Origin of the sequence: Micromonospora sp. NPDC005087 (genome assembly GCF_042872965.1) — a bacterium.
GTDB lineage: Bacteria > Actinomycetota > Actinomycetes > Mycobacteriales > Micromonosporaceae > Micromonospora.
Map to the genome: position 1 here is coordinate 323,570 of NZ_JBIALB010000004.1, position 22,849 is coordinate 346,418.

Genomic DNA, 22,849 nt, shown 5'->3' on the forward strand with positions numbered 1-22,849 from the left:
ACCCGGGCGGTGGACGACCAGGTCACCCCGCCGACGGGCACCTCCGGACCGTCGGTACCGTCCAGCACGTGGGAAAGACGTACGAGGGCGGCGCGCCGCTCGCCGAGGTGGTCCGGTCCGGGTTCGTCGAGGGTATGCACCGCGGCTCGGTGGTGGTGCTGGACGCCGTCGGTGTGCCGGTGGCCGCCGCCGGGGACGTGACCGCACCGATCTTTCCCCGCTCGGCCAGCAAGCCGATGCAGGCGATCGGGATGCTCCGCGCCGGCCTGCCGTTGACCGACCCGGCCGACCTGGCGCTGGTGTCGGCCAGCCACGCGGGTGAGGAGTTCCACCTGGCTCGGGTCGGCGCGTTGCTGGACCGGGCCGGGTTGGACGCCTCGGCCCTGCACTGCCCGCCCGACCTGCCGGTGGGGGCGGCGGCCCGCGAGGCCGTGCTGCGAGCCGGTGGCGGCCCGACCCGGGTGCAGATGAACTGCTCCGGCAAGCACAGCGGCATGCTGCTGACTTGCCAGGCGGCCGGGTGGCCGCTGGACGGCTACTGGCGGCCGGAGCACCCGTTGCAGCAGCGGCTGCGGGCGGCCATCGAGGAGTTCACCGCTGAGCAGGCGGCAGCGGTGGGAGTGGACGGCTGTGGAGCGCCGGTGCTGGCGGTGTCGCTCACCGGCCTGGCCGGGGCGTACCTCCGGCTGGTCGAGGCCGAGCCCGGCTCGGTGCCGCGTGCGGTGGCCGATGCCATGCGCGCCCACCCGGAGATCGTCGGCGGCACCCGGGCCGACGACACCCGGCTGATGCGCGGCGTACCGGGCCTGCTGGCCAAGGTCGGCGCCGAGGGCGTGATCGCGGTGGGGCTGCCGGGCGTCGGCGCCGTCGCGCTGAAGATCGACGATGGCGCGGACCGGGCCAGGATGCCGGTGCTGGTCTCCGCGCTGCGCCGGCTCGGCGTGGACGCTCCGGTGCTGGCCGAGTACGCCGAGATGCCGCTCTTCGGCGGCGGCGTCCCGGTCGGCGCGGTCCGCCCGCTCTGGTGACCGCCAACCCGCCGGTCCGGTGTGCCGGGCCGGCGGGCGGAGCCGGGTGGATCAGCTCAGGAAGTCGAGCAGGGCGGCGTTGACCGGCTCGGGGCGCTCCAGCGGCAGCAGGTGCGCCGCGTCCGGCACGTCGGGCAGGCGTACCGCGCCGGGCACCTCGGCGGCGATCCGGTCGGCGAGGCGGCTGATGTCCGGCACGTCGGCGGCTCCCGCGGTGACCAGGACGGGCATCCGCAGCTCGCCGAGGCGGCCGATCGCCGGCGGCGTCAGCTCGCCCACCTCCACCGCGCCGAGCGCCAACTCGGCGGCTAGCGCGCGCTGGTCCATCTCCTGCGCGAACGCGATGAGCCCGGGGTCGACGTCGGCCGGCTGACGACCCGGGCCGACCACCCAGAACCGCACCTCGCCGGCCGCACCGGCGACGAAGTCGTCGGGGTCGACCTCGCCGACCAGGCCGTCCCAGAGGTCGTTGGCCTCCTCGGACCACTGGTTCCCGGAGACCGCCGTGTCGAACAGCGCGAGCGCGCTTACCCGGTCCGGGTGGGCCAGGGCGGTGTCGATGGCGACCGACCCGCCGAAGGAGCAGCCCACTAGGGCGGCCCGGGGCAGGTCGAGTGCGTCCAGCAGGCCGACCACGTCGTCGTGGTGGGCGAACGGCGTCGGAGGCAGCTCGGAGTCGCCGTAGCCGCGCAGGTCCGGGACGATCACCCGGTGCCGGGCGGCGAGCGCGGGCAGCTGGCCCCGCCACATTCGGCGGTCGGCGATGCCGGCGTGCAGCAGCACGACGGGTGAACCGCTGCCGGCCTCGTCGTACGCGATGACTGCTCCATTGACTGTGATCTTGTCCACGGACGGACGGTACGGATCGTGCGAGCCGCACGCAAGCAGGTTGCTGAGACCTTGCTAACTCTGGCTAGCATTTTGCTTGCAAGAGTTAGCAAGGGCGGTTAGCGTCGCTGTCATGGCCACACCGAAGGACCTCCCCGACGTCGGCGGGTTCATCCGCGATCTGCGGCGCAACGCCAAGATCTCGCTGCGGCAGCTCGCCGAGCAGGCGGGGGTCAGTAACCCGTACCTCAGCCAGATCGAGCGCGGCCTGCGCAAGCCCAGCGCCGAGGTGCTCCAGCAGTTGGCCAGTGCGCTGCGGGTCTCCACTCCCGCGATGTACCTGCGCGCCGGGCTGCTCGACGACAAGGAGGGCCACGGTGTGCTCGCCGCCATCGCGGTGGACCCCGACCTGACGATGGCCCAGAAGCAGTCGCTCAGCCAGATCTACGAGACGTTCCGCCGGGAGAACACCCGGTTGGCGGAGGCCCGGGCCGCCGCCGAGGGCGTCGGCACGGACACCACCGGCGACGTGACCACCCCGACCGATGTCGCCGATCAGCCGGCCGATGTGGCCAACCTGGCGGCCACCGGCCCCACCACCGCCAGCGGCACCCCGACCGAGGCCGTGATCGAGTCGGTTGCCGTCACCGAGGCGGGCAACACACCCGCCCCGACCAGCACCAGCACCCCCGAGAAGAAGGCCGCCGGTCCGGCGGTCCGGAAGGCCGCCGACGCGGCCGAAGAGGAGACCTCATGACCGAGCCGAAGACCAACCGCATCCCCGCCCCTATCTACGCCGCCGCTGGCGCCGGGGAGTTGGCCCTCGAGCAGCTGCGCAAGCTTCCGGCCGTGGTCGGCGTGCTCGGCACCCGGGTCGTCGCCGACCTGGGCGGCCGGGCCGTGCTGACCGGCTTCGATCTGCGCCAGAAGGCCACCGAGACGCTGCGTACCGCCAACGAGACCGCCGAGAGCCTGCGTGGCCGGGCCCAGGCCGAGCTGGACCTGGCGAAGCTGCGCGAGTCGGCCGACCTGGACCGGCTGCGCGCCGCCGCCACCCGCAACGCCGCGGTGGTCGTCGCCGGTGCCCAGGCCGCACAGGAGCGGGCGTTCGCCGCGTACGGCGCACTGGTCGCCCGCGGTGAGCGGGTCGTCGGCGCCGGCGTGCTGGAGGCCGCCGAGACGGTCAACGCCGACATCGAGGCGACCGAGGCCGTGACGCCGGCCGCCACGCCGGTCGAGGCCACCGCCTCGGCCGCCACCACCCCGGTCGAGGTGCCGACCCCGGCCGACGTGGCCGAGATCGCCGAGGCCAAGCCGGCCGCCGTCAAGAAGGCCGCCCGGGCGCCGAAGGCCGCCAAGCCCGCCGTGACTCCGTCGGCGAAGCTGCCCCGGGTGACCAAGCGGACCCGTCCGGCTGCCAAGTAGTTCGTGCTGTCGACGACCCCGACGGCGTCCTTGTCGGACGTAGTCGGGGTCGTCGACATAAACTTGCCGGCATGGCCAACGCCGCGCCGATCTTCGCGTTCGAAGTCCGCTACGTGATCGAGCTGATCCTGCTCGTCTTCGCGCTGATCATCCAGGGTGTCGCGCTGGTGCACGCCGTCACGCAGCGCTCCGACGCCTTCCCCGCAATCGGGACGCTGCCCAAGGGTGGCTGGATCGCCATCCTGGCGGTGTGCCTGGTGCTGACACTGCTCGGCTTCGGTCCGATCAGCCTCTTCGGACTGATCGGCATCGCCGCCGCGCTCATCTACCTGCTCGACGTCCGGGTCGGCCTGCGCGACCTGAGCGACGGCAAAGGGTTCTGGTGAGAGGCTTCCGCTGGCCACCCCCGCCGGACGGCGGGCCCCGCACCTGGGGCCCCGGCCCGGGCGGGCCGCGTACCGGTCGGCCGGCGCTGCCTGAGCCCGAGACCGAGCTGGTCACCACCCCGCACGGCGTACGGCTGGAGCGGCTGGTCACCGGCACCGGTGATCTGGTCACCGTGTTCGCGCACGGGTTGGGCAACGGCATCGCCACCACCCGCCCGTTCGGCAGTGGGGTGACCGGCCGCAAGGTGTTCTTCCAGTTCCGTGGGCACGGCCGCTCCGACGCGCCGGCCGGGCCGTGGAGCTACCTGGACCTGGCCCGGGACCTGCGCTCCATCGCGGATCTCGGCGGAGCCAGCCGCGCGTTCGGGGCGAGCCTCGGCGCGGGCGCGCTCTGCCGGCTGCTGGCCGAGAGCCCGGAGCGCTTCGAGAAACTGGTCTTCTTCCTGCCGGCGGTGCTCGACCAGCCGCGCGGCCCGGTCGCCCGGGAACGCGTCACGGACCTGCTGGAGGCGGTCGAGAGCGGCGACGCCTCGGCGGTCGCCGACGTGGTCTCGCTGGAGTTGCCGACGGCGGTCCGTAACACTCCGGCCGGTTGGTCGTACCTGCGGCAGCGGCTCGACCAGCTGCTCCGCGACGGTCTGGCCGACGGCCTGGCCACCCTGCCGGATCAGGCGCCGCTGCGCGACGCCACGGCCCTGTCGGCGGTCGCCGCGCCGGCCCTGGTGATCGGCTGCGCGGGCGACGACCTGCATCCGGTCGAGGTGGCCGAGCAGCTCGCCGCCGCGCTGCCCCAGGCCACCCTGCACGTGTACGACCGGCCCGGCGTGCTCTGGACGGAACGCGCGGATCTGCGCGAGCGCATCTCCGGCTTCCTCAACGAGTAACGTCGCCTGTCATGGGCGTCACACAGCATGGCCGGACTCACCGGCTGGACCTCACCGACCCGACCCTGCGCGAGTGGACCTGCACGGTTCTGCACGCCGACCCGGAGCAGGGCATCGTGCTCGACCGCTCGGCGTTCTACCCGGGCGGTGGCGGTCAGCCACCGGACCACGGCGTGCTGCTCTGGCAGGGCGTGCAGACCCGGATCGTCGGCACCCGCAAGGGCGACGACCCGTACCTGATCCCCGCCGAGGGTGACCCGCTGCCGCCGGCCGGCACCGAGGTCGTCGGCGCGGTGGAGGACGAGCGCCGCAGCCGTCTGATGCGTACCCACTCCGGGCTGCACGTGCTCTGCGGGGTGGTGTTCCGCGATTTCGGCGCGCTCGTGACCGGGAACTCCATGGAACCGGGCGAGGCCCGGATGGACTTCAACCTCCCCGAGGTGCCGGCCGACTTCAAGAGCCGGATCGAGGAGTTGGTCAACGCCGAGGTGGCCGCCGACCGTTCGGTCGCCGTCCGGGTGCTGCCGCGCGCCGAGGCGCTCTCCCTGCCGGACATCATCCGCACCCAGTCCAACCTCATCCCCGCGGACGAGCAGGAGGTCCGGATCGTCGACATCGTCGGGCTGGACGTGCAGGCCGACGGCGGCACCCACGTCGCGTCCACCGCCCAGATCGGCAAGGTGCAGGTGGTCAAGGTGGAGAGCAAGGGTCGGGCCAATCGCAGGGTCCGCGTCCGCCTGGTCGACTGACCTGGGGGCAACGCCCAGCCGGGTGGTGTGCGGGTACTCACTCGCCGCCTGACAGCCGGTCCGGAAATTCAGACGGCGGCTGTCAGGTATTGCTGACAGCCTCACAGACATGACGCAACCGCTGACAGGAAAGATCGCGCTCGTCGCCGGCGCAACCCGGGGTGCCGGGCGGCAGATCGCCGTCCAGCTCGGCGCCGCCGGGGCCACCGTGTACGCCACCGGCCGGAGCAGCCGCGCCGGCCGCTCCGAGATGGACCGGCCGGAGACCATCGAGGAGACCGCCGAGCTGGTCACCGCCGCCGGCGGCGTCGGCATTCCGGTCCGGGTCGACCACCTCGTGCCGGATCAGGTGCGCGACCTGGTCGCCCGGATCGACGCCGAACAGGGCCGCCTCGACGTGCTGGTCAACGACATCTGGGGCGGCGACCCGCTGGTCACCTGGGAGAAGCCGGTCTGGGAGCAGCCACTGGACGCCGGTTTCCGCACCCTGCGGCTGGCCATCGACACGCACATCATCACCAGCCACTTCGCGCTGCCGCTGCTGATCCGCAGGCCCGGCGGCCTGCTGGTGGAGATCGGCGACGGCACCAAGGCCTACAACGACGACAACTACCGGCTGTCGGTCTTCTACGACCTGGCCAAGGTCTCGGTCAACCGGCTCGCCTTCAGCCAGGCGCACGAGCTGAAGCCGCACGGCGGCACCGCCGTCGCGCTCACCCCCGGCTGGCTCCGCTCCGAGGCCATGTTGGAGCACTTCGGCGTGACCGAGGAGAACTGGCGCGACGGGGCGGCCACCGACCCGCACTTCCTCATCTCGGAGACGCCGGTCTTCGTCGGACGCGCGGTGGCCGCGCTCGCCGCAGACGAGGAGAAGGCCCGCTGGAACGGCATGTCCGTCGACGCCGGCACGCTGGCCAAGGTGTACGGGTTCACCGATCTCGACGGCAGCCAGCCGGAAGCCATCCGGTACATCGTCGAGGTGGTCGAAACCGGTAAGCCGGCCGACGTCACCGGCTACCGGTAGAGCGCGCGGAGCCGGTCGGCCGCCCCGGCGAACAGCTCCCGCAGCTCGGGTGGATCGAGAATCTCCACCTCGGGGCCGAGCCCGAGAAGCTGGTGGTACGCCACCTCGACGGATTCGACCGGCAGCCGCGCCGTCACCCAGCCCTGGCTGTCGGGCTGGGTGGCGGCGGCGACCACCTCGTCGTACACGAAGGGGGCGTCGACGAGGTGTCGGAGCTGGCGCAGGCCGGCGGGGCTGAACCGGACGCCGACCGCGGCCCGCAGCATGGTCCGCAGGAACGACCCGGCCTGCTCGCGCCAGTAACCGGCCAGGTCGAAGGCCTCGTCCCGGTCGAAGCTCTCCTCGCTCACCTCAACCCCGGTCACCCGGTCCACCCGGTAGGTGCGGGTGTCGTCGCCGACCCGTCCCACCAGGTACCAGACCCCGTTCTTGAGCACCAGCCCGTACGGCCACACCCGGCGCGTCACCTCCTGGTCACCGCGCCGGTAGCGCAGCCGCACCACCCGGTCCCGCCAGACCGCCCGGGCCAGCTCGGCCAGCCACGGCGGCGGCCCGGTCTCCCGGAACCAGCCCGGCACGTCCAGGTGGAACCGCTGTCCGGCGCGGGCCGGGGCGTCCCGCAGGGCCGGCGGCAGCGCGGCGAGCACCTTCAGCTCGGCGGCGGCGACCGCGTCGGCGAGCCCCATGTCACCGGCCGGCCCGGGCAGGCCGGCGAGGAAGAGCGCCTCCGCCTCGTCCCGGGTCAGCCCGGTCAACCGGGTGCGGTAACCGCCGAGCAGACGGTAGCCACCGGCGCGACCCCGGTCGGCGTAGACCGGCACCCCGGCGGCGGAAAGCGCCAAAACATCCCGGTAGACGGTCCGCTCGGAGACCTCCAGCTCCCGCGCCAGCTCGCCCGCGGTCATCGACCCGCGAGCCTGCAACAGCAACAGCAGCGAGATCAGTCGGGAGGCGCGCACCCGCCCATCCTGCCCGGCCCGCTCACCGCCCGTTCGGGGTGAGCAGCCCCCGGTCGTACGCGGTGGCCACCGCCGCGGCCCGGTCGTTGACCCCGAGCTTGGCGTACATGTGCAGCAGGTGCGTCTTGACGGTGGCCTCGCTGATGAACAGCCGGGCCGCCGCCTCCCGGTTGGAGGCGCCCCGGGCCACCAGGGTGAGCACCTCCAGTTCGCGTTGGCTGAGCGGCTCCTCGGCCGGCGCGCGCAGCCGACCTATCAGCCGGCCGGCGACGCTCGGCGCGAGCACCGACTCGCCCCGGGCGGCGGCCCGTACCGCCCGGACCAGGTCGTCGCGGGGCGCGTCCTTCAGCAGGTAGCCGGTCGCTCCGGCCTCGATGGCCGGGAGCACGTCCGCGTCCGTGTCGTACGTGGTGAGCACCAGCAGCCGGGCGGTACTGCCGGAGCGGGCCAACCGTCCGATGGCGGTCACCCCGTCCATCCCGGGCATCCGCAGGTCCATCAGCACCACGTCCGGGTGCAGCGCCGCGACCAGCGCCAACGCCTCGGCCCCGTCGGCGGCCTCGCCCACCACGTCGAACCTCGGGTCGCCGGTGAACATCCCCCGCAGCCCGTCCCGCACCACCGGATGGTCGTCGACGATCAGCACCCGGACCGGCCCGCTCATCCGGCGCTCCCGGCGAGCGCGGGCACGGAGGCCGAGACGGCGGTGCCGACGCCCGGCTCGCTCTCGACGGCCAGTTCGCCGCCGACCCGGGCGACCCGCTGCCGCATGACGGTCAGCCCGTACCCGCCGTCGGGTCGGCCCAGGTCGGTCAGGTCGTCAACCGCGAAGCCCACCCCGTCGTCCCGGACGTCGAGGGTGACGACGTCCCCCATGTACGACAGGGTGAGCCCGACCCGGGTCGCCCTGGCGTGCCGGCCCACGTTGGCCAGTGCCTCCTGGCCGGTCCGCAACAGGGTCACCTCGACCTCCGGGTGCAGCGGGCGGGCGTCGCCGGTGACGTTGACCTCGGCGCGGATCTCGTTGATCGTCGACCAGCGCTCGGTCAGCTCCGCCAGCGCTTCCGGCAGCCGCGTTCCCTCCAGGGCCTCGGGGCGGACGGCCCGTACCGAGCGACGCGCCTCAGTGAGGCTCTCCCGGGCCAGGGTGATGGCCCCCGACACGTGCCGCTGCCAGTCGGCGTGCCGGTCCCGGGCCACCCCGGCGGCCTCCAGCTGGGTGATGATGCCGGTGAGACCCTGCGCCAGGGTGTCGTGGATCTCCCGAGCCATCCGCTGCCGCTCGTCGGTCACCCCGGCCTCCCGGGCCTGGGTGAGCAGTTGGGCGTGCAGCCCGTCGTTCTCCCGCATCGTCTCGGCCAGCCGGCGGTTCGTCTCGGCCAGCTCCTCGACCAGCTGCTTGCGGTAGGCGTGCTGCCGGTCGTTGACGGTGCTGAACCAGGTCACGGCGCCGGCCAGACCCAGATTGAACAACACCAGCACGCCCCAGAGCAGCCAGTGCGACAGCACGGACGGCAGGCCCCCGCTCTGCGCGGTGGCCACCAGGACGGCCGACACGGCAACCCCGGCGAACCGCCAGTTGCCGGGCAGCGCGAACGCGTGCAGGAAGCCGCTCCACGCGAGGAAGCCGTACCACGGACTGTCGAGCACCAGGATGGCGCTGAACGTGAGGAGACCGAGGTAGTAGACCACCATCAGCACCCGCTGTGTCGCCCACCCGGGGTGCAGGGTGACGAACCAGGCTACCCAGGCCGCCGTCGCGGCGGCGACGAACAGGTGGGGGACGAACGAGTGGCCCCCGGGCGCGGGCGCGGCGGTGGTGAGCAGCGTTCCGACGGCCAGCCCGAGGTACGGCGCCAACCGGTGCAGGCCCGCTTCCCGGGCCTCCCAGGCGGACAGGCGGTCGACCTGCTCGACGGTGCTGGCCATCGGACCCCCGCTCATTCCCAGCGGAACAGTTTCGCCGCCACCACACCCGCGAGCAGGGCGACCGCCGCCATTATCCCGAGGTGCAACGGGTGTGGCGACGTCCCGGTCCAGGCATCGAGCAGCGCCTGCACCCCGGGCGGCGTGTAGTCGCCGATCCGGACCAGGAAGTCCGGCAGGAGGAACCGGGGAACGTAGACGCCGCCGAAGAACATGGTCAGCATGAACACCGGCACCGCCATGGCCTGCGCCGCCTTGGCCGTGCGGGCCACCGCCGCCACCAGCAGACCCAGCGCGAGCAGCGCCGCCGTGCCGAGGACGAGGGCCAGCGCGAAGCCGAGCGGCCGTTGCGGCAGCGGCACGTCGAAGGCCAGCCGACCGACCACGATGAGCAGCACGGCGCTGACCAGGATGGTGGCGAGCGAGATGACCAGTTGGGCGGCCAGCAGCGCGGCCGGGCTGGCCGGAGTGGTCGCCAGCCGGCGCAGCACCCCACGCTCCCGGTAGGTGGCCAGCACCGTGGGCAGGATGTTCACCGCCGACATGGCGAGCGTGATCACCAGCAGCGACGGGACGAAGTACTCGATGAAGGACCGGTCACCGAACGCCGGATCCGGTTCGCGTAGGGCCGGAATCAGACCGAACACCACGAGCAGCGCGAGCGGCAACGCGACGGTCGTCAGCGGCGAGCCGAAGTCCCGCAGGAAGAGCCGTGTCTCGATCTTGAGGATCTGCCCGAAGGCGTGCATGTCGGTTCTCCCTCAGGCGTCGGGCCGGTGCCCGGTCAGCTCGACGAACGCGTCGTCGAGGGTGGACTGCTCCAGCCGCAGGTCGGCGGCGATGATCTGGTTGCGGGCGAGCACCGAGGTGACCGCGTGCAGCACGTCACCGGTGCCGGTGACCACCAGTCGAGTGCCGGTGCGGTGCACCGCGCTCACCTCGGGCAGGTCGGTGAGGAGCCGGTCGTCGACCGGGCTGGACGGGCGGAACCGGACGCGCTGCTCCGGGACCACCGCCGACACCAGACCCGCCGGGCTGTCCAGTGCGACGACCCTGCCCCGGTCGATCACGGCGATCCGGTCACAGAGCCGCTCGGCCTCCTCCATGAAGTGGGTGACCAGCACGATCGTCACGCCACTGTCCCGGATCTGCTCGATGAGGGCCCAGGTGTCCCGCCGGGACTGCGGGTCCAGCCCGGTGGTCAGCTCGTCCAGGATTGCGATCTGCGGGTTGCCGACCAGCGCCAGCGCGATCGACAGCCGCTGCTTCTGGCCGCCGGAGAGCTTCTTGTACGCGGTGTTCCGCTTCTCGGCCAGACCCAGCCTGTCGATCAGTTGCGCCGGGTCGGCCGGGTCGCGGTAGAACGAGGCGGACAGTTCCAGCGCCTCGGCGACCCGCAGTTGATCCGGCAGTTGGCTCTCCTGGAGCTGCACGCCAACCCGCTGGCGGAGTTGGGCCGCGTCCCTGCGGGGGTCGAGCCCGAGGACCGACACCCCGCCCCCGTCCGGGACGCGAAGCCCGGCGACACACTCCACCGTGGTGGTCTTCCCTGCGCCGTTCGGACCGAGTACGCCGAAGATCTCCCCGGCCTCGACCGTGAACGACACGTCGGCAACGGCGACGACATCGCCGTACCGCTTGTGCAGGTTGGTCACCTCAATGACCGGCATCGTGCCGCCTTCCGCCGTCGTACCCGTACCTCTTCAGCGTGGCGGCAGCGGCACGGCGGCGAATCGACCAGCCGTTGGTGATCTTTGTGGCAGCGGCTGACCCCGGCGATCCACCAACCGGTTGATGTGCAAGGAAGGGCACCTTGTTAACGCCTCGTGTAGAGCAGGGGCCCCCTATTAACGCGCCGCGTCAACGCGCCGCCCGGCGGGGGTCGGCACTGATCGCTAGGCTGCTCGGTCGTGGACGCCAGCAGAATCGCCAGCCCGGTGACCGGGGCCGTCGGACGCTTCTTCACCGGGGCAGGGCTGCTCCTGCGGGGGCTGGGTCTCTACGTCCGCAGCCCCGGTCTGATGCTGCTCGGCATCGTGCCGGCACTGATCTCCGGTGTGCTCTTCGTTGCCGCGTTCGCCACCCTCGTGTACTTCGTGGACGACATCGCCGCCCTGGTCACTCCGTTCGCCGACGACTGGTCGACCACCGCCCGGAACCTGGTCCGGGTGATCGCCGGGCTGGCCGTCCTGGGCCTCGGCGGCCTGCTCGCGGTGGTCAGCTTCACCGCGGTCACCCTGGTCATCGGCGACCCGTTCTACGAGAAGATCTCCGAGCGGGTGGAGGAGCGGTACGGCGGCACCCCGGGTGCGGTGGAGGTGCCCTTCTGGTCGTCGCTGCGTCGCAGCCTCGCCGATTCGGTACGCCTGGTGGCCCTCGCGGCGCTGGTCGGTATCCCGCTCTTCGTGGCCGGCTTCATCCCGGTGGTGGGGCAGACCGTGGTGCCGGTGATCGGGGCGGCGGTGGGCGGATGGTTCCTCGCCCTGGAGCTGGTCGGGGCGCCCTTCTACCGGCGCGGCATGCGGTTGCCGGACCGTCGGTCGGTGCTGAAGGCGGACCGGCCCATGGCGCTCGGCTTCGGCGTGGCGGTCTTCGTCTGCTTCCTGATCCCGCTCGGCGCGGTACTGGTCATGCCGGCCGCGGTTGCCGGCGCCGCGCTACTGGCCCGCCGCTCGCTCGGCCAGTCGATCGACGAACGGGTGTCCACGCCGCCGGCAGGCCACCCCATCGAGGAGCGCTGACATGGAGATCACCCTGATCGAGGGAGACATCACCGCCCAGCGGGTGGACGCGATCGTGAACGCCGCGAACTCGTCCCTGCTCGGCGGCGGTGGGGTCGATGGCGCCATCCACCGGCGTGGCGGGCCGGCCATCCTGACCGAGTGCCGGGCACTGCGGGCATCGCGATACCCGGACGGCCTGCCCACGGGACAGGCGGTGGCGACCACGGCAGGGGAGCTGCCGGCCCGCTGGGTCATCCATACCGTCGGGCCGGTCTGGTCGACCACCGAGGACCGCTCGTCGCTGCTGCGTGACTGCTACGCCAACAGTCTGCGGGTGGCCGACGAGCTGGGCGCGACCACCGTGGCGTTCCCGCTGATTTCCGCCGGCATTTACGGCTGGCCGATTGAGGACGCCGTCGGCCAGGCGCTGTCGGTGCTGCGCCCGGCCGCGCCGGTGAACGTCACCGAGGCCCGCCTGGTCCTCTTCGGCGCCGACACGCACGCCACCGCCCGCCAGGTCTTCGCCGCCGGCCCTCCGGCATAGCGAAAGCCCCCGGAGACGCCGGGGGCTTTCGGGATGTAGCGGTCAGAAGGTGGTCTTCACCTGGTCAACGAACCCCTGCCACGCCTGGGGGTCGAACCGCTCCTCGACGAGGCGTTCGCTGACGCGGTGCAGCTCGGCCTCACCCCCGACCCGGCGGCGTACGTCGAACGGTTCCTCGTCTGGGTCCGTCCCCGCGTCGACTGACGCTGATCAGGTCAGCTCGGCCAGGCAGGACCACTGGGACGCGACCGGCCGGTAGCCGAGCTTGGCGTTGATCGCCAGCATCGGCGCGTTGGCCTCGTCGTTCGAGGTGTAGGCGACGCGGACGCCGCCCGCGGCGGCCCGGTGCAGCGCCGCCTTCTTGACCAGCCGGGCCAGCCCCCGACCCCGGTACGCCGGAACGGTGCCGGTGTAGTCCGACCACATCCGGTCCCCGTCCCGCTTCACGAGGCTGAACGCGGCAACCTTCCCGTCGACCTCGACGGCGGTGCTGGCCGTCTTGTCCAGGCCGAGGTTCTCCCAGACGTCGTACTGCCAGCTCTGGAAACTGATCGCGTCGATCGGCACGTCGCTGGGCTCGTCGACCGACGAGGCGGCGTTGGCCTCGTACAGCAGGTGCGGGTCCAGCTCGGCGATCGGGCGCAGTCGTACGCCCGGCGGTGGCTCGGGTAGCGGGGGCGCCGGATCCAGGTCGAGCGCGGAGTAGCGCAGCTCGCGGCTGGGTTCGAAGCCGTGCCGCCGGGCGAACGGCAACGCGTCCGGCTGCGCCCAGGTGCGTAGCCGGCGGACCCCCAGCGGGGTGAGGTGCTCGGTCGCGGCCGTCAGCAGCGCGGTGCCGATGCCGCGTCGCCGGTGCTCCGGGCGGACGTGCAGCAGTGCGATGTCACCGATGTCCGGCGTCGACGTCCAGCCGGGGCGTTGGGCTGACACCCAGCCGACCACCTGGGCGTCCACCTCGGCCACGAAGGCGGTCCAGCCCGCCTCGGGTGGCGGTTGGGCGATCATTTTCCGGGTCGACTCCACCCCGCGCACCAGGTACGGGTAGACCATCGCCCGCAGCGCCACCACGGCGGGGGCGTCGTCCGGCTGCGCCACACGGGTCCGCATGTCAGTCCGCCATCCGTACGGCGGCGACGGCCTCGACCTCGACGAGCTGGTCGGTGTAGCCGAGCAGGGCCACCCCGAGCAGGGTGCTGGGCGGGTCGTGGTCGCCGAAGGAGTCCCGGACCACCTCCCAGACCTTCACGAGATCGGCCTGCTCGGACGACGCCACGTACACGGTGGTCTTGACCACGTCGGTCAGCCGGGCGCCGGCGGCCCCGAGTGCGGTCTCCAGGTTCGCCATCACCTGCCGGGCCTGCGCGGCGTGGTCGCCGGGCGCGACGGTCCGCCCCTCCGCGTCGAGCGGGCACGCGCCGGCGGTGAACACCAGCCGGGCGGGCGGTTCGACGGTGGAGGCGTACGCGTACTCGGCAACGTCGGAGAGATCGGGGACGTGCAGCAATGCGACAGGATCCGGCATGCCCGCGAGGCTAACGACGATGGAACACCGGGGCGACGGATTAATGACCGGCGAGACGCTCAGGCGGAGGCGCGCCGGATCAGCTCGGTGGGGAGCATGACCGCCGGTTCGATGGTCTCGCCGGCGGCCATCCGGAGCAGCTGCCGGGTCATCCGCCGGCCGATCTCCACGATCGGCTGCCGGACGGTCGTCAGCGGCGGCTCGGTGTACGCGGCGGTCTCGATGTCGTCGAAGCCGACCACCGCGACGTCCTCCGGCACCCGCCGGCCTGCCTCGCGCAGCGTCCGCAGGGCGGCGTGCGCCATCAGGTCCGAGGCGGCGAAGACCGCGTCCAGGTCGGGGTGCTCGGTGAGCAGCCGGTGCATCGCCGCCGCCCCGGATTCCCGGGTGAAGTCCCCGATCGCGACCAGCTCGGGCAGCCCCGCGTCGGCGACCGTGCTGCGGTAACCGCTGAGCCGTTCGATCCCGGCCACCATGTCCTGTGGCCCGGCGATGGTGGCGATCCGCCGGCGACCGCTGTCGATCAGGTGCCGGACGGCCGCGGTGACCCCGCCGACGTGGTCGACGTCGACGTACGGCACGGGCACGTCGCCGAGCGGACGGCCGCTGCACACCACCGGGATGCCGAGCCGGGCGAGCGTGCCGGGCAGTGGGTCGGCGCCGTGCAGCGAGGCGAAGAGCACCCCGTCGACGTGCCGTCCGGTGGTGAACCGCTCGACCCGGTGGTGCCCCGCCGGTGAACCGGCCAGCATCAGCACCAGCTGCTTGTCGGCCGCCTCCAGCTCCTGGCTGACCCCGCGGATGATGCCGGGGAAGACCTGGTCGTCGGAGAAGACCCGGGTGGCCGCCTCCGGCATGACCAGGGCGATCGAGTCGGTGCGTTGGGTGACCAGGCTGCGGGCGGCCAGGTTGGGCACGTACCCCAGCTCGGCGACCGCCCGGTTGACCGCCTCCCGGATGGGCTGGGCGACGGTGGTGGAGCCGTTGACCACGCGCGAGACGGTGGCCCGGGACACCCCGGCCCGCGCCGCCACCGCCTCGAGCGTCGGCCGTTGCGCCGTCGTCATCGCGACTTCCCCCCGCTCGTCACAGCCCGTTCCGGGAGATCACCTCCTGGTACCACCGGGCGCTGGCCTTCGGTGTGCGCCGCTGGGTCAGGTAGTCGACGTGCACGATCCCGAACCGCTTGCGGTAGCCCTCCGCCCACTCGAAGTTGTCCAGGAACGACCATACGAGATAGCCGCGCAGGTCCACGCCCCGGGAGATCGCCTTGTGTGCGGCCCGCAGGTGTCCGTCGAGGTAGGCGATCCGGTCGGTGTCGATCACCTGCCCCGGCCCGTCGGGCGAGTCGGCGCCCGGCTTGTCGGGGAACGCGGCGCCGTTCTCGGTGATCAGCAGCGGCACACCGGGGTAGTCGGTGGCGATCCGCTCCAGCAGCCGGGTCAGCCCGGCCGGTTCGATCATCCAACCCATGTCGGTGAAGGGCCCGGCCGCTGGCAGGAACTGCACGGCGCCCTCGGTGCCCGGGTACGCACCGCCGCCGCCGGCTCCGTCGGGTCGACCGGCGGGTGGTGAATGTCAAGAGAGCGCTCTCTCATCGATGCCCGTCCGTGACGTGCACGCCCACACGACCGAGGGCGCCACCCCCCCCGTGGGGTGACGCCCTCCTCGTGTCGTCCCGGGCCGGCCCGGGCGGCGGTCAGCGGGTGCGCAGCCCGTCGAGCAGGCTGCGGTCGCCGCTGACGTCCAGCGTCTCGAAGTTGATCCGGCCCCAGAGCGCCAGCAGCAGGTCGCTCGCGCTGCCGCTGACCTGCGCCCGGGCGTGGTGGTCGTCGTGGTCGAAGATGGTCGCGGTGTCGAGCAGCGCCACCCCCTCCCCGCGCAGCCGCAGATACCACTCCTGGGCGGCGTCGGTCGCGGAGAGCTGCACCACGCCGTGCCACTCGCCCGGATCCCGCCGCCGGCCCGCGGGCAGCCAGGTGTCCAGCACCTCGCTCACCCCGTCGGCGGCGAGCTTCGCCTCCACCGGCTCACCGGCGGCGATGGCGAGCTGGGCGTCCCAGCGGTGCACCGCCGTCTCGTGCGCCATCCGGCGCGGCCAGAAACCGGCCTTCTTCGGCTGCGGCGCCCAGTTCCACGCCGGAGCCTCCGCGTCGAGCCCGTCGAAGAGGGTCATCAGCTGGTCGTACCCCTGCTGCCAGAGTTGGAGGGGACTCCGGCCCGGGTCCGCCACGAGTGGCTCCCGGCGGGGCGGCGCGGTGGTCAGGCCGGAGCCGACAAACGAGGAAACCCAGTGGTAGATGCCGGCGAGGTGCAGAGTGAGATCGTTGACCGTCCAGCCCGGACAGGACAGCACCGGCGTCTCCGGCGGCGCTTCGGCCACCGCCGAGGCGAAGGCGGGGCCCTCCGTCCGGAGCGCTCCGATCCAGAAATCCTTGCTGCCCTGTAATTTGCTCATCGCCATCCTCCCGGGGGTGCCGGGCCACCACTGGGTGCCACGGCTGCCCCTCAGCCTAAGGTGAAAGACGTGTCAGACGCCTACGCCCAGCCGACAACCGAAGCCGATCGTGCCAGCACTGGTCCACTGGCCGGCTACACCACGCTGCGGATGGGTGGGCCGGCCCGGCGGATCATGGCGGCGGGCAGCGCCGACGAGATCGTCCGGGCCATTCGAGCCACGGACGACCCGCTCCTGATCCTGGCCGGCGGCAGCAACGTGGTGATCGGCGACGCCGGTTTCCCCGGCACCGTCGTCCTGGTGCGCTCCCGCGGCCTGCGGATCGTCGCCGAGGACGCTGATTCGGTCACCGTACGGGTCGAGGCCGGCGAGCCGTGGGACGACCTCGTCGCCGCGACCGTGGCCAACGGCTGGGCCGGGCTGGAGTGCCTCTCCGGCATCCCCGGCTCGACCGGTGCCACCCCGATCCAGAACGTCGGCGCGTACGGCCAGGAGGTCGCCGAGACCATCACCGGGGTCGAGGTGTACGACCGGGCCGAGGACAACCGCCAGTTCGTCCCCGCCGCCGACTGCGGCTTCGCATACCGGGGCAGCATCTTCAAGTACCGGGACCGGATGGTGGTGCTCTCCGTCGACTTCCGGCTCGCCCGGTCCCCGCTCTCCGGCCCGGTGCGCTACGCCGAACTGGCCCGGGCGCTCGGTGTCGAGGTGGGCGAGCGGGTGCCGCTGGCCGATGCCCGAGCGGCGGTGCTGCGGCTGCGCGCCGGCAAGGGCATGGTGCTCGACGCCACCGACCCGGACACTCGCTCGGTCGGCTCGTTCTTCACCAACCCGGTGCTCGACCGGGCGACGTACGAGCTGCTCCGGGAGCGCGCCGCCGAGCTGGGCGAGCCGCCGGCCTGGCCCGGCCACGACGACACGGTCAAGGTGAGCGCGGCCTGGCTGATCGACAAGGCCGGCTTCACCAAGGGCCACCCCGGCCCGGACGGCGTGGCGATCTCCGGCAAGCACACGCTGGCCCTCACCAACCGCAGCGGCGCAGCCAGCACGTCTGACCTGCTCACCCTGGCCGCCGACATCCGGGACACCGTGCACACCCGCTTCGGCGTGACCCTGCACCCCGAACCCGTCCTCATCAACTGCGCCCTCTGACCCCCCGGCGCGGCCCCGTCAGGTGCTGGGAGCGACGCTGGGCCAGGGGAGGGTCAGTTCGCCCTGCCGCCAGCGGTGGGGGCGGTTCAGGACGGGCCAGCCGGCTTCTTTCAGGTGGGTCACGGCGCGTAGCCAGCGTTGGCGGGGGCCGAAGGTGGCGTACGGGGCGGCGGCCTGCCAGGCGCCCTCCAGCGCCCGGATCAGGTCGTGCACCGGCTCGCCGGGGACGTTGCGGTGGATCAGCGCCTTGGGCAGCCGCTCGGCCAGCTCGGCGGGGCTGCCCAGCGTGGTGAGTTTCGCGGCCAGGGTCAGCGTCCGGGGGCCGTCGGCGTCGATCAGCAGCCAGCCGGCGAGCCGGCCCAGCTCGTCGCAGGTGCCCTCGACGAGCACCCCTCTGGGGGCCAGAGCGGCGGTCATCGTCCGCCACGCGTCCGGCACCTCGCGCTCGTCGTACTGGCGCAGCACGTTGAACGCGCGGACCAGCACCGGCCGGAGCCCGGCCAGCTCGAATCCGCCCCGGGCGAAGGTCAGCCCGGGTGGGTCGGCGGCCGGCGTCGCGGCCGCCACCCGGGCCGGGTCGATCTCCAGCCCGACCAGCCGTACGTCCCGGCGGACCCCGGCGGCCAGCCGGGCCCGCAGCTCCACCGCGGTCACCGGGGTGGCGCCGTAGCCGAGGTCGACCACCAGGGGATCGGCCGCCGCCCGTAGCCGGTCGGCGCAGGTGGAGACGATCCAGTTGTCCACCCGGCGGAGTCGGTTCGGATTCGTCGTCCCCCGGGTGACCACGCCGAGCGGCCGCCGCCGCGCCGCCCCGCTCACTCCCGGCGCTTCACTGCGGCCCTCGGCTCGCGACTGCGGGGCTCGCAAAATCGGCTCACTCCTCGCGCTTCACTGGCCGACCCGGTGCACCTTGTGCTGGGCGGCCTGCGCGCGCGGCCGGACCACCAGCCGGTCCACGTTGACGTGCTCGGGGCGGGTGGCGCACCAGGCGACGCAGTCCGCCACGTCCTCGGCGACCAGTGGGTCGGGCACACCGGCGTAGACGGCGGCCGCCCGGTCCGCGTCGCCGTCGAAGCGGACCAGCCCGAACTCGTCGGTCTTCACCATGCCCGGGTCGATCTCGATCACCCGCAGCGGTCGCCCGCACAGCTCCAGCCGGAGCGTGCCGGCGATGGCGGTCTGCGCGTGCTTCGCGGCGGCGTAGCCGCCCCCGCCCTCGTACACGGTCAGGCCGGCGGTGGAGGAGACCACCACGATCGTGCCCGCCCCGGACGCTTCCAGCGCCGGCAGCAGCGCCTGGGTCACCCGCAGCGTGCCGAGCACGTTGACGTCGTACATCCACTGCCAGTCGTCGATCGAACCGGACTCCACCGGGTCCAGCCCGCGCGCGCCGCCGGCGTTGTTGACCAGCAGGGTGACCGGCCCCGGTGCCCGCGCGGCGGCCTCGGCCAGCCCGGCCACCGACTCGTCCGAGGTGACGTCGCAGGTCACCGCGGTGGCCTGCCCGCCGGCGGCGGCGATCTCGGCGATCAGGTCGGCGAGCCGGTCGGTGCGGCGGGCGGCGGCGAGCACGTGGAAACCCTCGGCGGCGAGCCGGCGGGCGGTGGCCGCGCCGATCCCGCTGGAGGCTCCGGTCACGATGGCGACAGAGGTCATCCCGTCATTGTCACCCCGGCCCTCCAGCCCGGTCCGGGCGGGCGTGACGGCTGTCGGCAGCGGGCATGGGGGGTGAGCGGTGATGAGGTCCGTCACGCCGGGGGGCCGCGCCGACGAATTTCCGTAGGCCGATGGGGAAGATGAGATCCGGCGTACGGGTTGACCGAGAAGCGCCGGTCGTGCGAGGCGGCATTAACCGTTACAAGAGGAGCGGACGTGGCGGAACTGCACACCGGCGTCGGTCGTCAGCGAGGTGCCCAACCGTGGCCTCGGCCCCGCCGCATCGCGACCCTGTCGGTGCACACATCCCCGCTGCACCAGCCCGGCACGGGCGACGCCGGGGGAATGAACGTCTACATCCTGGAGGTCGCCCGGCGGCTCGCCGAGGCCAACGTCGAGGTGGAGATCTTCACCCGCGCCACCTCCGGCGACCTGCCCCCGGTGGTCGAGATGGCCCCCGGCGTGCAGGTCCGGCACATCACCTCCGGCCCGCTGGAGGGGCTGACCAAGGAGGAGCTGCCCGGTCAGCTCTGCGCCTTCACGGCCGGGGTGCTGCGCGCCGAGGCGTCCCGCCCGCCCGGCCACTACGACCTGATCCACTCCCACTACTGGCTCTCCGGCCAGGTCGGCTGGCTGGCCAAGGAGCGCTGGGGGGTGCCGCTGGTGCACACCGCGCACACCCTGGCCAAGGTCAAGAACGCCCAGCTCGCGGCCGGTGACCGGCCGGAGCCCAAGGCCCGGGTGATCGGCGAGGAGCAGGTGGTCGCCGAGGCCGACCGGCTGGTCGCCAACACCCGGGTGGAGGCCCGCGACCTCGTCGAGCGGTACGACGCGGACCCCAACCAGGTCGCCGTCGTGCAGCCGGGCGTCGACCTGGACCGGTTCCGGCCCGCGCCGGGCGACCGGTCCGCGGTCGCCCGGGCCGCCCGCCAACGGCTCGGACTTCCGGTCGACGGGTACCTGGTGGCCTTCGTCGGTCGGATCCAGCCGCTCAAGGCACCCGACGTGCTGATCCGCGCGGTCGCCGCGCTGCGGGAGCGCGATCCGGCGTTGGCCGACCAGGTGACTGTGGCAATCTGCGGCGGGCCCAGCGGCAGCGGGCTGGACCGGCCGACCGCGCTCATCGAGCTGGCCGCCGCGCTCGGGGTCACCGACCGGGTGCGCTTCCTGCCGCCGCAGACCGGGGACGACCTGCCGGCCCTGTACCGGGCGGCCGACCTGGTCGCGGTGCCGTCGCACAACGAATCCTTCGGGCTGGTCGCCCTGGAGGCGCAGGCCTCCGGTACGCCGGTGCTGGCCGCCGCCGTCGGCGGGCTGGTCACCGCCGTACGGGATCAGGTGAGCGGGGTGCTGATCGACGGGCACGACCCGGTGGACTGGGCCCTCGCGCTGGCTCGCCTGCTGCCGGACCAGGCCCTGCGGGCGGCGCTGGCCCGAGGCGCCGCGCAGCACGCCCGGCACTTCTCCTGGGATCGCACGGTCGCCGGCCTGCTCGCCGTCTACGGCGAGGCGACCGCCGCGCACCGGGCCCGCCTCGTCGCGGACCTCGCGGGCAACCCCGCGCTCTCCTGCTCCTGGTGACCGGGCGCTGGTCGCCGCCCGGTGCTCCGGCCGGGCCGGTCGTAGAGTGGGTCCGGTGAGCCCACAGAGCGATCTTGCGACCCTGATCGAGTCCGTCTGTGCCGAGCGCGAGCTGACCTGCGAGTCGACCGGGCCGGGCTCGTACGCGGTGACCCTGCCGGGCACCCACAAGCTCAAGACGGTCTGCAACCTGATCGTCGGCGAGCACGCGCTGCGGATCGAGGCGTTCGTGATGCGCCAGCCGGACGAGCGGCGTGAGGAGCTGTGGGCCTGGCTGTTGCAGCGCAACGCCCGGATGTACGGGGTGTCCTTCTCCACTGACGCGGTCGGCGACGTGTACCTGACCGGGCGGGTCAACCCGGCCGGAGTCGACGCCGACGAGCTGGACCGGCTCCTCGGTGCGGTGCTCACGTACGCCGACGAGTCCTTCGACACCATGCTGGAGATCGGCTTCGGCAGCTCCATCCGCCGGGAGTACGAGTGGCGGGTCAAGCGCGGCGAGTCGACCGCCAACCTGGCCGCTTTCGCGCACCTCTTCGAACCCTCCGGCTCCGACCCGGCCTGACCGCCCGTCGCGCCCCGGCTCGACCCCAGCGCCCGGAGGCGGGTTGCCGGCTGGTGGTTCGGAGCGGTCCTGACGGGTATGCCGCACCGCGCGGTGCGGCAAGGGACCCCCGCGCGCCGAGGACGGAGTGTCGAGGAGCGTGAGCGTCCCATGGCTCAGCGGAACAGCTCAGGTCGCGGCGGGACTGCGACCAGGACGAAACGACAGACCGGCAACCAGACGCCGAACACTCCCGGAATCTCCGAGTCGGAGATCTCCGGGATGCGGGTGGACGACATCCGCGGGCAACTGCGCAAACGCGGGGTCTCCGGGATCTCCGCACTGCGCAAGCCCGACCTGGTGAAACAGTTGGTGCGCTCGCTGCGCGCCGAGAGCAGTGGCGCGGGCCGGCGCAGCACCGGTCCGGCCGGCCGGGCCGCCGGCACCCGGGCGTCGGCGGGTCGTGCCGCCGCGACGAAGAAGTCGGCGGCGCGGGCGGCGCCGAGCCGCGCGAAGGCCGCACCGGCGAACAAGAGCGCCCCCGCGAAGCGGGCCGCGGCCAAGAAGGCGACGGCCGCGCAGAAAACGACGGCGGCCGCCAAGAAGACGACGGCCGCGAAGAGGACAACGGCGGCCGCCAAGAAGACGACGGCCGCGAAGAGGACGACGGAGGCCGCCAAGAAGACGACCGCCGCGAAGAGGACGACGGCGCCGGCGAAGAAGACGACCGCGGCGAAGTCGACGACCGCCCGCAAGACGGCGGCCGCCCGCAAGACGGCGGCCGCACGTAAGACGACGGCCGCACGCAAGACGACGGCCGCACGTAAGACGACGGCCCGGACCGCTCCCGCGCGGAAGGCCCCGGCCAAGAAGGCCCCGGCGCGGCCGTCGGCGGCGAAGCGGGCCGCGCCCGCCAAGCGTGCTGCGACGGCCCGGCCGGCCGGCGGCGGTACGACGGCTGGCGGGATCCGGACGGGCCGGGGCACCGGACGGTCGGTTCGCAGCTCGCAGGTGATCTCGTCGATCGCGGACCGGCCGGAGCGCCCGGGACGGAGCCTGATCACCGCGAACCACGAGGTGATCCAGCGCTGGGCACGCGAGCGCGGGGCGAAGCCGGCGACCATCGCCGGCACCGAGCGGGAGGGCCGGGCGGGGGTTCTGACCTTCAACATCCCCGGTTACCGGGAGAGCAGCCGGATCCGTGAGATCACCTGGGATGCCTGGTTCCACACCTTCGACCTGCGCCGGCTGAACCTGATCTACCAGGAGCAGATGCGGGACGGCCGGCAGAGCAACTTCTTCCGGACCGAATCACCCGATCGGGAGGACGGTTGAGGTGTTTGCGGGAATGCGCGAGGGGTATGCGGCTGTTGCCACAAACCGAGGCCCGAACTGCGGATACTCGCCAGTTGTGACCGGCAAGACAGTGGTCTGGGTTGAATCCAGAATCCGGGCGAACT

25 protein-coding genes and 1 pseudogene are annotated in these 22,849 nt (G+C 72.9%); 13 read left to right on the forward strand and 13 right to left on the reverse strand.

All coding sequences use genetic code 11. The features are described from left to right. Positions 1-68: 68 nt before the first annotated feature. Positions 69-1,028, forward strand: coding sequence for an asparaginase (locus ACFYPS_RS12605; protein WP_354963580.1), 960 nt, complete (start codon positions 69-71; stop codon positions 1,026-1,028). A gap of 51 nt (positions 1,029-1,079) precedes the next feature. On the opposite strand, the gene ACFYPS_RS12610 is transcribed toward ACFYPS_RS12605, so the two are convergent. Continuing rightward, on the reverse strand, positions 1,080-1,877 hold the full coding sequence (locus ACFYPS_RS12610) for an alpha/beta hydrolase (protein WP_354963581.1): 798 nt from the start codon (positions 1,875-1,877) through the stop codon (positions 1,080-1,082). Between the two features lie 112 nt (positions 1,878-1,989). Between ACFYPS_RS12610 and ACFYPS_RS12615 the strand changes: the two genes are divergently transcribed. The 6 genes from ACFYPS_RS12615 (at position 1,990) to ACFYPS_RS12640 (ending at position 6,324) form a co-directional block, all read left to right on the forward strand. Continuing rightward, entirely contained in the window at positions 1,990-2,613 is a 624-nt protein-coding gene (locus tag ACFYPS_RS12615) for a helix-turn-helix transcriptional regulator (RefSeq protein WP_354963582.1), read from the forward strand. Continuing rightward, positions 2,610-3,281, forward strand: a complete 672-nt coding sequence (locus ACFYPS_RS12620) for a hypothetical protein (RefSeq protein WP_354963583.1) — start codon at positions 2,610-2,612, stop codon at positions 3,279-3,281. Before ACFYPS_RS12615 ends, ACFYPS_RS12620 begins: the two co-directional genes overlap by 4 nt. A 71-nt stretch (positions 3,282-3,352) precedes the next feature. After that, positions 3,353-3,667 carry a DUF2516 family protein gene (locus ACFYPS_RS12625; RefSeq protein ID WP_030327754.1) on the forward strand — a complete coding sequence of 105 codons (315 nt, stop codon included), beginning with the start codon at positions 3,353-3,355 and terminating at the stop codon, positions 3,665-3,667. Continuing rightward, positions 3,664-4,551, forward strand: a complete 888-nt coding sequence (locus ACFYPS_RS12630) for an alpha/beta hydrolase (RefSeq protein WP_354963584.1) — start codon at positions 3,664-3,666, stop codon at positions 4,549-4,551. Before ACFYPS_RS12625 ends, ACFYPS_RS12630 begins: the two co-directional genes overlap by 4 nt. A gap of 11 nt (positions 4,552-4,562) precedes the next feature. Next, positions 4,563-5,300, forward strand: a complete 738-nt coding sequence (locus ACFYPS_RS12635; RefSeq protein WP_354963585.1) for an alanyl-tRNA editing protein — start codon at positions 4,563-4,565, stop codon at positions 5,298-5,300. A 109-nt stretch (positions 5,301-5,409) separates the two neighbouring features. Next, positions 5,410-6,324 (forward strand): SDR family oxidoreductase, encoded by a 915-nt coding sequence (locus ACFYPS_RS12640; protein WP_354963586.1) that lies wholly within the window; start codon positions 5,410-5,412, stop codon positions 6,322-6,324. Here ACFYPS_RS12640 and ACFYPS_RS12645 read toward each other — a convergent pair. The 5 genes from ACFYPS_RS12645 to ACFYPS_RS12665 are packed head-to-tail and all read right to left on the reverse strand — an operon-like array spanning position 6,315 to position 10,879. Continuing rightward, positions 6,315-7,283, reverse strand: coding sequence for a helix-turn-helix transcriptional regulator (locus tag ACFYPS_RS12645; RefSeq protein WP_387324444.1), 969 nt, complete (start codon positions 7,281-7,283; stop codon positions 6,315-6,317). The two genes, ACFYPS_RS12640 and ACFYPS_RS12645, sit on opposite strands and share 10 nt — an antisense overlap. Positions 7,284-7,305: 22 nt before the next feature. Continuing rightward, entirely contained in the window at positions 7,306-7,947 is a 642-nt protein-coding gene (locus ACFYPS_RS12650; RefSeq protein ID WP_387324447.1) for a response regulator, read from the reverse strand. Next, positions 7,944-9,212: a sensor histidine kinase gene (locus ACFYPS_RS12655; protein WP_354963589.1), complete on the reverse strand. Its 1,269-nt coding sequence runs from the start codon at positions 9,210-9,212 to the stop codon at positions 7,944-7,946. Before ACFYPS_RS12655 ends, ACFYPS_RS12650 begins: the two co-directional genes overlap by 4 nt. An 11-nt stretch (positions 9,213-9,223) precedes the next feature. After that, entirely contained in the window at positions 9,224-9,958 is a 735-nt protein-coding gene (locus tag ACFYPS_RS12660; RefSeq protein WP_387324450.1) for an ABC transporter permease, read from the reverse strand. A gap of 12 nt (positions 9,959-9,970) precedes the next feature. Beyond that, the gene (locus ACFYPS_RS12665) at positions 9,971-10,879 is read right to left on the reverse strand and encodes an ABC transporter ATP-binding protein (RefSeq protein ID WP_354963591.1); all 909 of its coding nucleotides are present in this window, start codon (positions 10,877-10,879) and stop codon (positions 9,971-9,973) included. Positions 10,880-11,119: 240 nt separating this feature from the next. Here ACFYPS_RS12665 and ACFYPS_RS12670 point away from each other — a divergent pair, with 240 nt between their 5' ends. Together ACFYPS_RS12670 and ACFYPS_RS12675 are read left to right on the forward strand one after the other, a co-directional pair. Continuing rightward, positions 11,120-11,950, forward strand: coding sequence for an EI24 domain-containing protein (locus ACFYPS_RS12670; RefSeq protein ID WP_354963592.1), 831 nt, complete (start codon positions 11,120-11,122; stop codon positions 11,948-11,950). A 1-nt stretch (position 11,951) separates the two neighbouring features. Next, entirely contained in the window at positions 11,952-12,476 is a 525-nt protein-coding gene (locus ACFYPS_RS12675; RefSeq protein WP_354963593.1) for an O-acetyl-ADP-ribose deacetylase, read from the forward strand. A gap of 210 nt (positions 12,477-12,686) precedes the next feature. Here the strand turns inward: ACFYPS_RS12675 and ACFYPS_RS12680 are convergent, their stop codons facing one another. The 5 genes and pseudogenes from ACFYPS_RS12680 to ACFYPS_RS12700 all read right to left on the reverse strand — a co-directional run bounded on the left by ACFYPS_RS12680 (position 12,687) and on the right by ACFYPS_RS12700 (position 16,456). Further along, positions 12,687-13,583: a GNAT family N-acetyltransferase gene (locus tag ACFYPS_RS12680; RefSeq protein ID WP_387324454.1), complete on the reverse strand. Its 897-nt coding sequence runs from the start codon at positions 13,581-13,583 to the stop codon at positions 12,687-12,689. Between the two features lies 1 nt (position 13,584). Further along, on the reverse strand, positions 13,585-13,998 hold the full coding sequence (locus tag ACFYPS_RS12685) for a RidA family protein (RefSeq protein ID WP_354963595.1): 414 nt from the start codon (positions 13,996-13,998) through the stop codon (positions 13,585-13,587). A gap of 59 nt (positions 13,999-14,057) precedes the next feature. Next, positions 14,058-15,065 carry a LacI family DNA-binding transcriptional regulator gene (locus tag ACFYPS_RS12690; RefSeq protein ID WP_354963596.1) on the reverse strand — a complete coding sequence of 336 codons (1,008 nt, stop codon included), beginning with the start codon at positions 15,063-15,065 and terminating at the stop codon, positions 14,058-14,060. Between the two features lie 19 nt (positions 15,066-15,084). Next, a pseudogene (locus ACFYPS_RS12695) lies at positions 15,085-15,564 on the reverse strand (family 1 glycosylhydrolase); the annotation flags it as partial. Positions 15,565-15,697: 133 nt separating this feature from the next. Beyond that, positions 15,698-16,456 carry a maleylpyruvate isomerase family mycothiol-dependent enzyme gene (locus ACFYPS_RS12700; RefSeq protein WP_354963597.1) on the reverse strand — a complete coding sequence of 253 codons (759 nt, stop codon included), beginning with the start codon at positions 16,454-16,456 and terminating at the stop codon, positions 15,698-15,700. 69 nt (positions 16,457-16,525) lie between these two features. Here ACFYPS_RS12700 and ACFYPS_RS12705 point away from each other — a divergent pair, with 69 nt between their 5' ends. Next, positions 16,526-17,608, forward strand: a complete 1,083-nt coding sequence (locus ACFYPS_RS12705; protein ID WP_354963598.1) for a UDP-N-acetylmuramate dehydrogenase — start codon at positions 16,526-16,528, stop codon at positions 17,606-17,608. A gap of 18 nt (positions 17,609-17,626) precedes the next feature. Here ACFYPS_RS12705 and ACFYPS_RS12710 read toward each other — a convergent pair whose 3' ends face one another. Together ACFYPS_RS12710 and ACFYPS_RS12715 are read right to left on the reverse strand one after the other, a co-directional pair. After that, entirely contained in the window at positions 17,627-18,427 is an 801-nt protein-coding gene (locus ACFYPS_RS12710) for a class I SAM-dependent methyltransferase (protein WP_354963599.1), read from the reverse strand. 69 nt (positions 18,428-18,496) lie between these two features. Beyond that, positions 18,497-19,264 carry an SDR family oxidoreductase gene (locus ACFYPS_RS12715; RefSeq protein ID WP_354963600.1) on the reverse strand — a complete coding sequence of 256 codons (768 nt, stop codon included), beginning with the start codon at positions 19,262-19,264 and terminating at the stop codon, positions 18,497-18,499. A 216-nt stretch (positions 19,265-19,480) separates the two neighbouring features. Here ACFYPS_RS12715 and mshA point away from each other — a divergent pair, with 216 nt between their 5' ends. The 3 genes from mshA (at position 19,481) to ACFYPS_RS12730 (ending at position 22,724) form a co-directional block, all read left to right on the forward strand. Next, entirely contained in the window at positions 19,481-20,845 is a 1,365-nt protein-coding gene (mshA, locus tag ACFYPS_RS12720) for a D-inositol-3-phosphate glycosyltransferase (protein WP_354963601.1), read from the forward strand. Between the two features lie 55 nt (positions 20,846-20,900). Beyond that, on the forward strand, positions 20,901-21,410 hold the full coding sequence (locus ACFYPS_RS12725; RefSeq protein ID WP_354963602.1) for a YbjN domain-containing protein: 510 nt from the start codon (positions 20,901-20,903) through the stop codon (positions 21,408-21,410). A 150-nt stretch (positions 21,411-21,560) separates the two neighbouring features. Continuing rightward, positions 21,561-22,724, forward strand: a complete 1,164-nt coding sequence (locus ACFYPS_RS12730) for a hypothetical protein (protein WP_387324461.1) — start codon at positions 21,561-21,563, stop codon at positions 22,722-22,724. Positions 22,725-22,849: the final 125 nt, after the last annotated feature.

Excerpts from the sequence above, each read along its gene's own strand:
- ACFYPS_RS12690 (WP_354963596.1), bottom strand. The coding sequence starts at position 15,065 with ATGACGACGGCGCAACGGCCGACGCTCGAGGCGGTGGCGGCGCGGGCC.
- ACFYPS_RS12660 (WP_387324450.1), bottom strand. The coding sequence starts at position 9,958 with ATGCACGCCTTCGGGCAGATCCTCAAGATCGAGACACGGCTCTTCCTG.
- ACFYPS_RS12715 (WP_354963600.1), bottom strand. The coding sequence starts at position 19,264 with ATGACCTCTGTCGCCATCGTGACCGGAGCCTCCAGCGGGATCGGCGCG.
- ACFYPS_RS12640 (WP_354963586.1), top strand. The coding sequence starts at position 5,410 with ATGACGCAACCGCTGACAGGAAAGATCGCGCTCGTCGCCGGCGCAACC.
- ACFYPS_RS12730 (WP_387324461.1), top strand. The coding sequence starts at position 21,561 with ATGGCTCAGCGGAACAGCTCAGGTCGCGGCGGGACTGCGACCAGGACG.
- ACFYPS_RS12685 (WP_354963595.1), bottom strand. The coding sequence starts at position 13,998 with ATGCCGGATCCTGTCGCATTGCTGCACGTCCCCGATCTCTCCGACGTT.
- ACFYPS_RS12700 (WP_354963597.1), bottom strand. The coding sequence starts at position 16,456 with ATGAGCAAATTACAGGGCAGCAAGGATTTCTGGATCGGAGCGCTCCGG.
- ACFYPS_RS12680 (WP_387324454.1), bottom strand. The coding sequence starts at position 13,583 with ATGCGGACCCGTGTGGCGCAGCCGGACGACGCCCCCGCCGTGGTGGCG.
- ACFYPS_RS12615 (WP_354963582.1), top strand. The coding sequence starts at position 1,990 with ATGGCCACACCGAAGGACCTCCCCGACGTCGGCGGGTTCATCCGCGAT.
- ACFYPS_RS12620 (WP_354963583.1), top strand. The coding sequence starts at position 2,610 with ATGACCGAGCCGAAGACCAACCGCATCCCCGCCCCTATCTACGCCGCC.
- ACFYPS_RS12625 (WP_030327754.1), top strand. The coding sequence starts at position 3,353 with ATGGCCAACGCCGCGCCGATCTTCGCGTTCGAAGTCCGCTACGTGATC.
- ACFYPS_RS12665 (WP_354963591.1), bottom strand. The coding sequence starts at position 10,879 with ATGCCGGTCATTGAGGTGACCAACCTGCACAAGCGGTACGGCGATGTC.
- ACFYPS_RS12650 (WP_387324447.1), bottom strand. The coding sequence starts at position 7,947 with ATGAGCGGGCCGGTCCGGGTGCTGATCGTCGACGACCATCCGGTGGTG.
- ACFYPS_RS12675 (WP_354963593.1), top strand. The coding sequence starts at position 11,952 with ATGGAGATCACCCTGATCGAGGGAGACATCACCGCCCAGCGGGTGGAC.
- ACFYPS_RS12635 (WP_354963585.1), top strand. The coding sequence starts at position 4,563 with ATGGGCGTCACACAGCATGGCCGGACTCACCGGCTGGACCTCACCGAC.
- ACFYPS_RS12655 (WP_354963589.1), bottom strand. The coding sequence starts at position 9,212 with ATGGCCAGCACCGTCGAGCAGGTCGACCGCCTGTCCGCCTGGGAGGCC.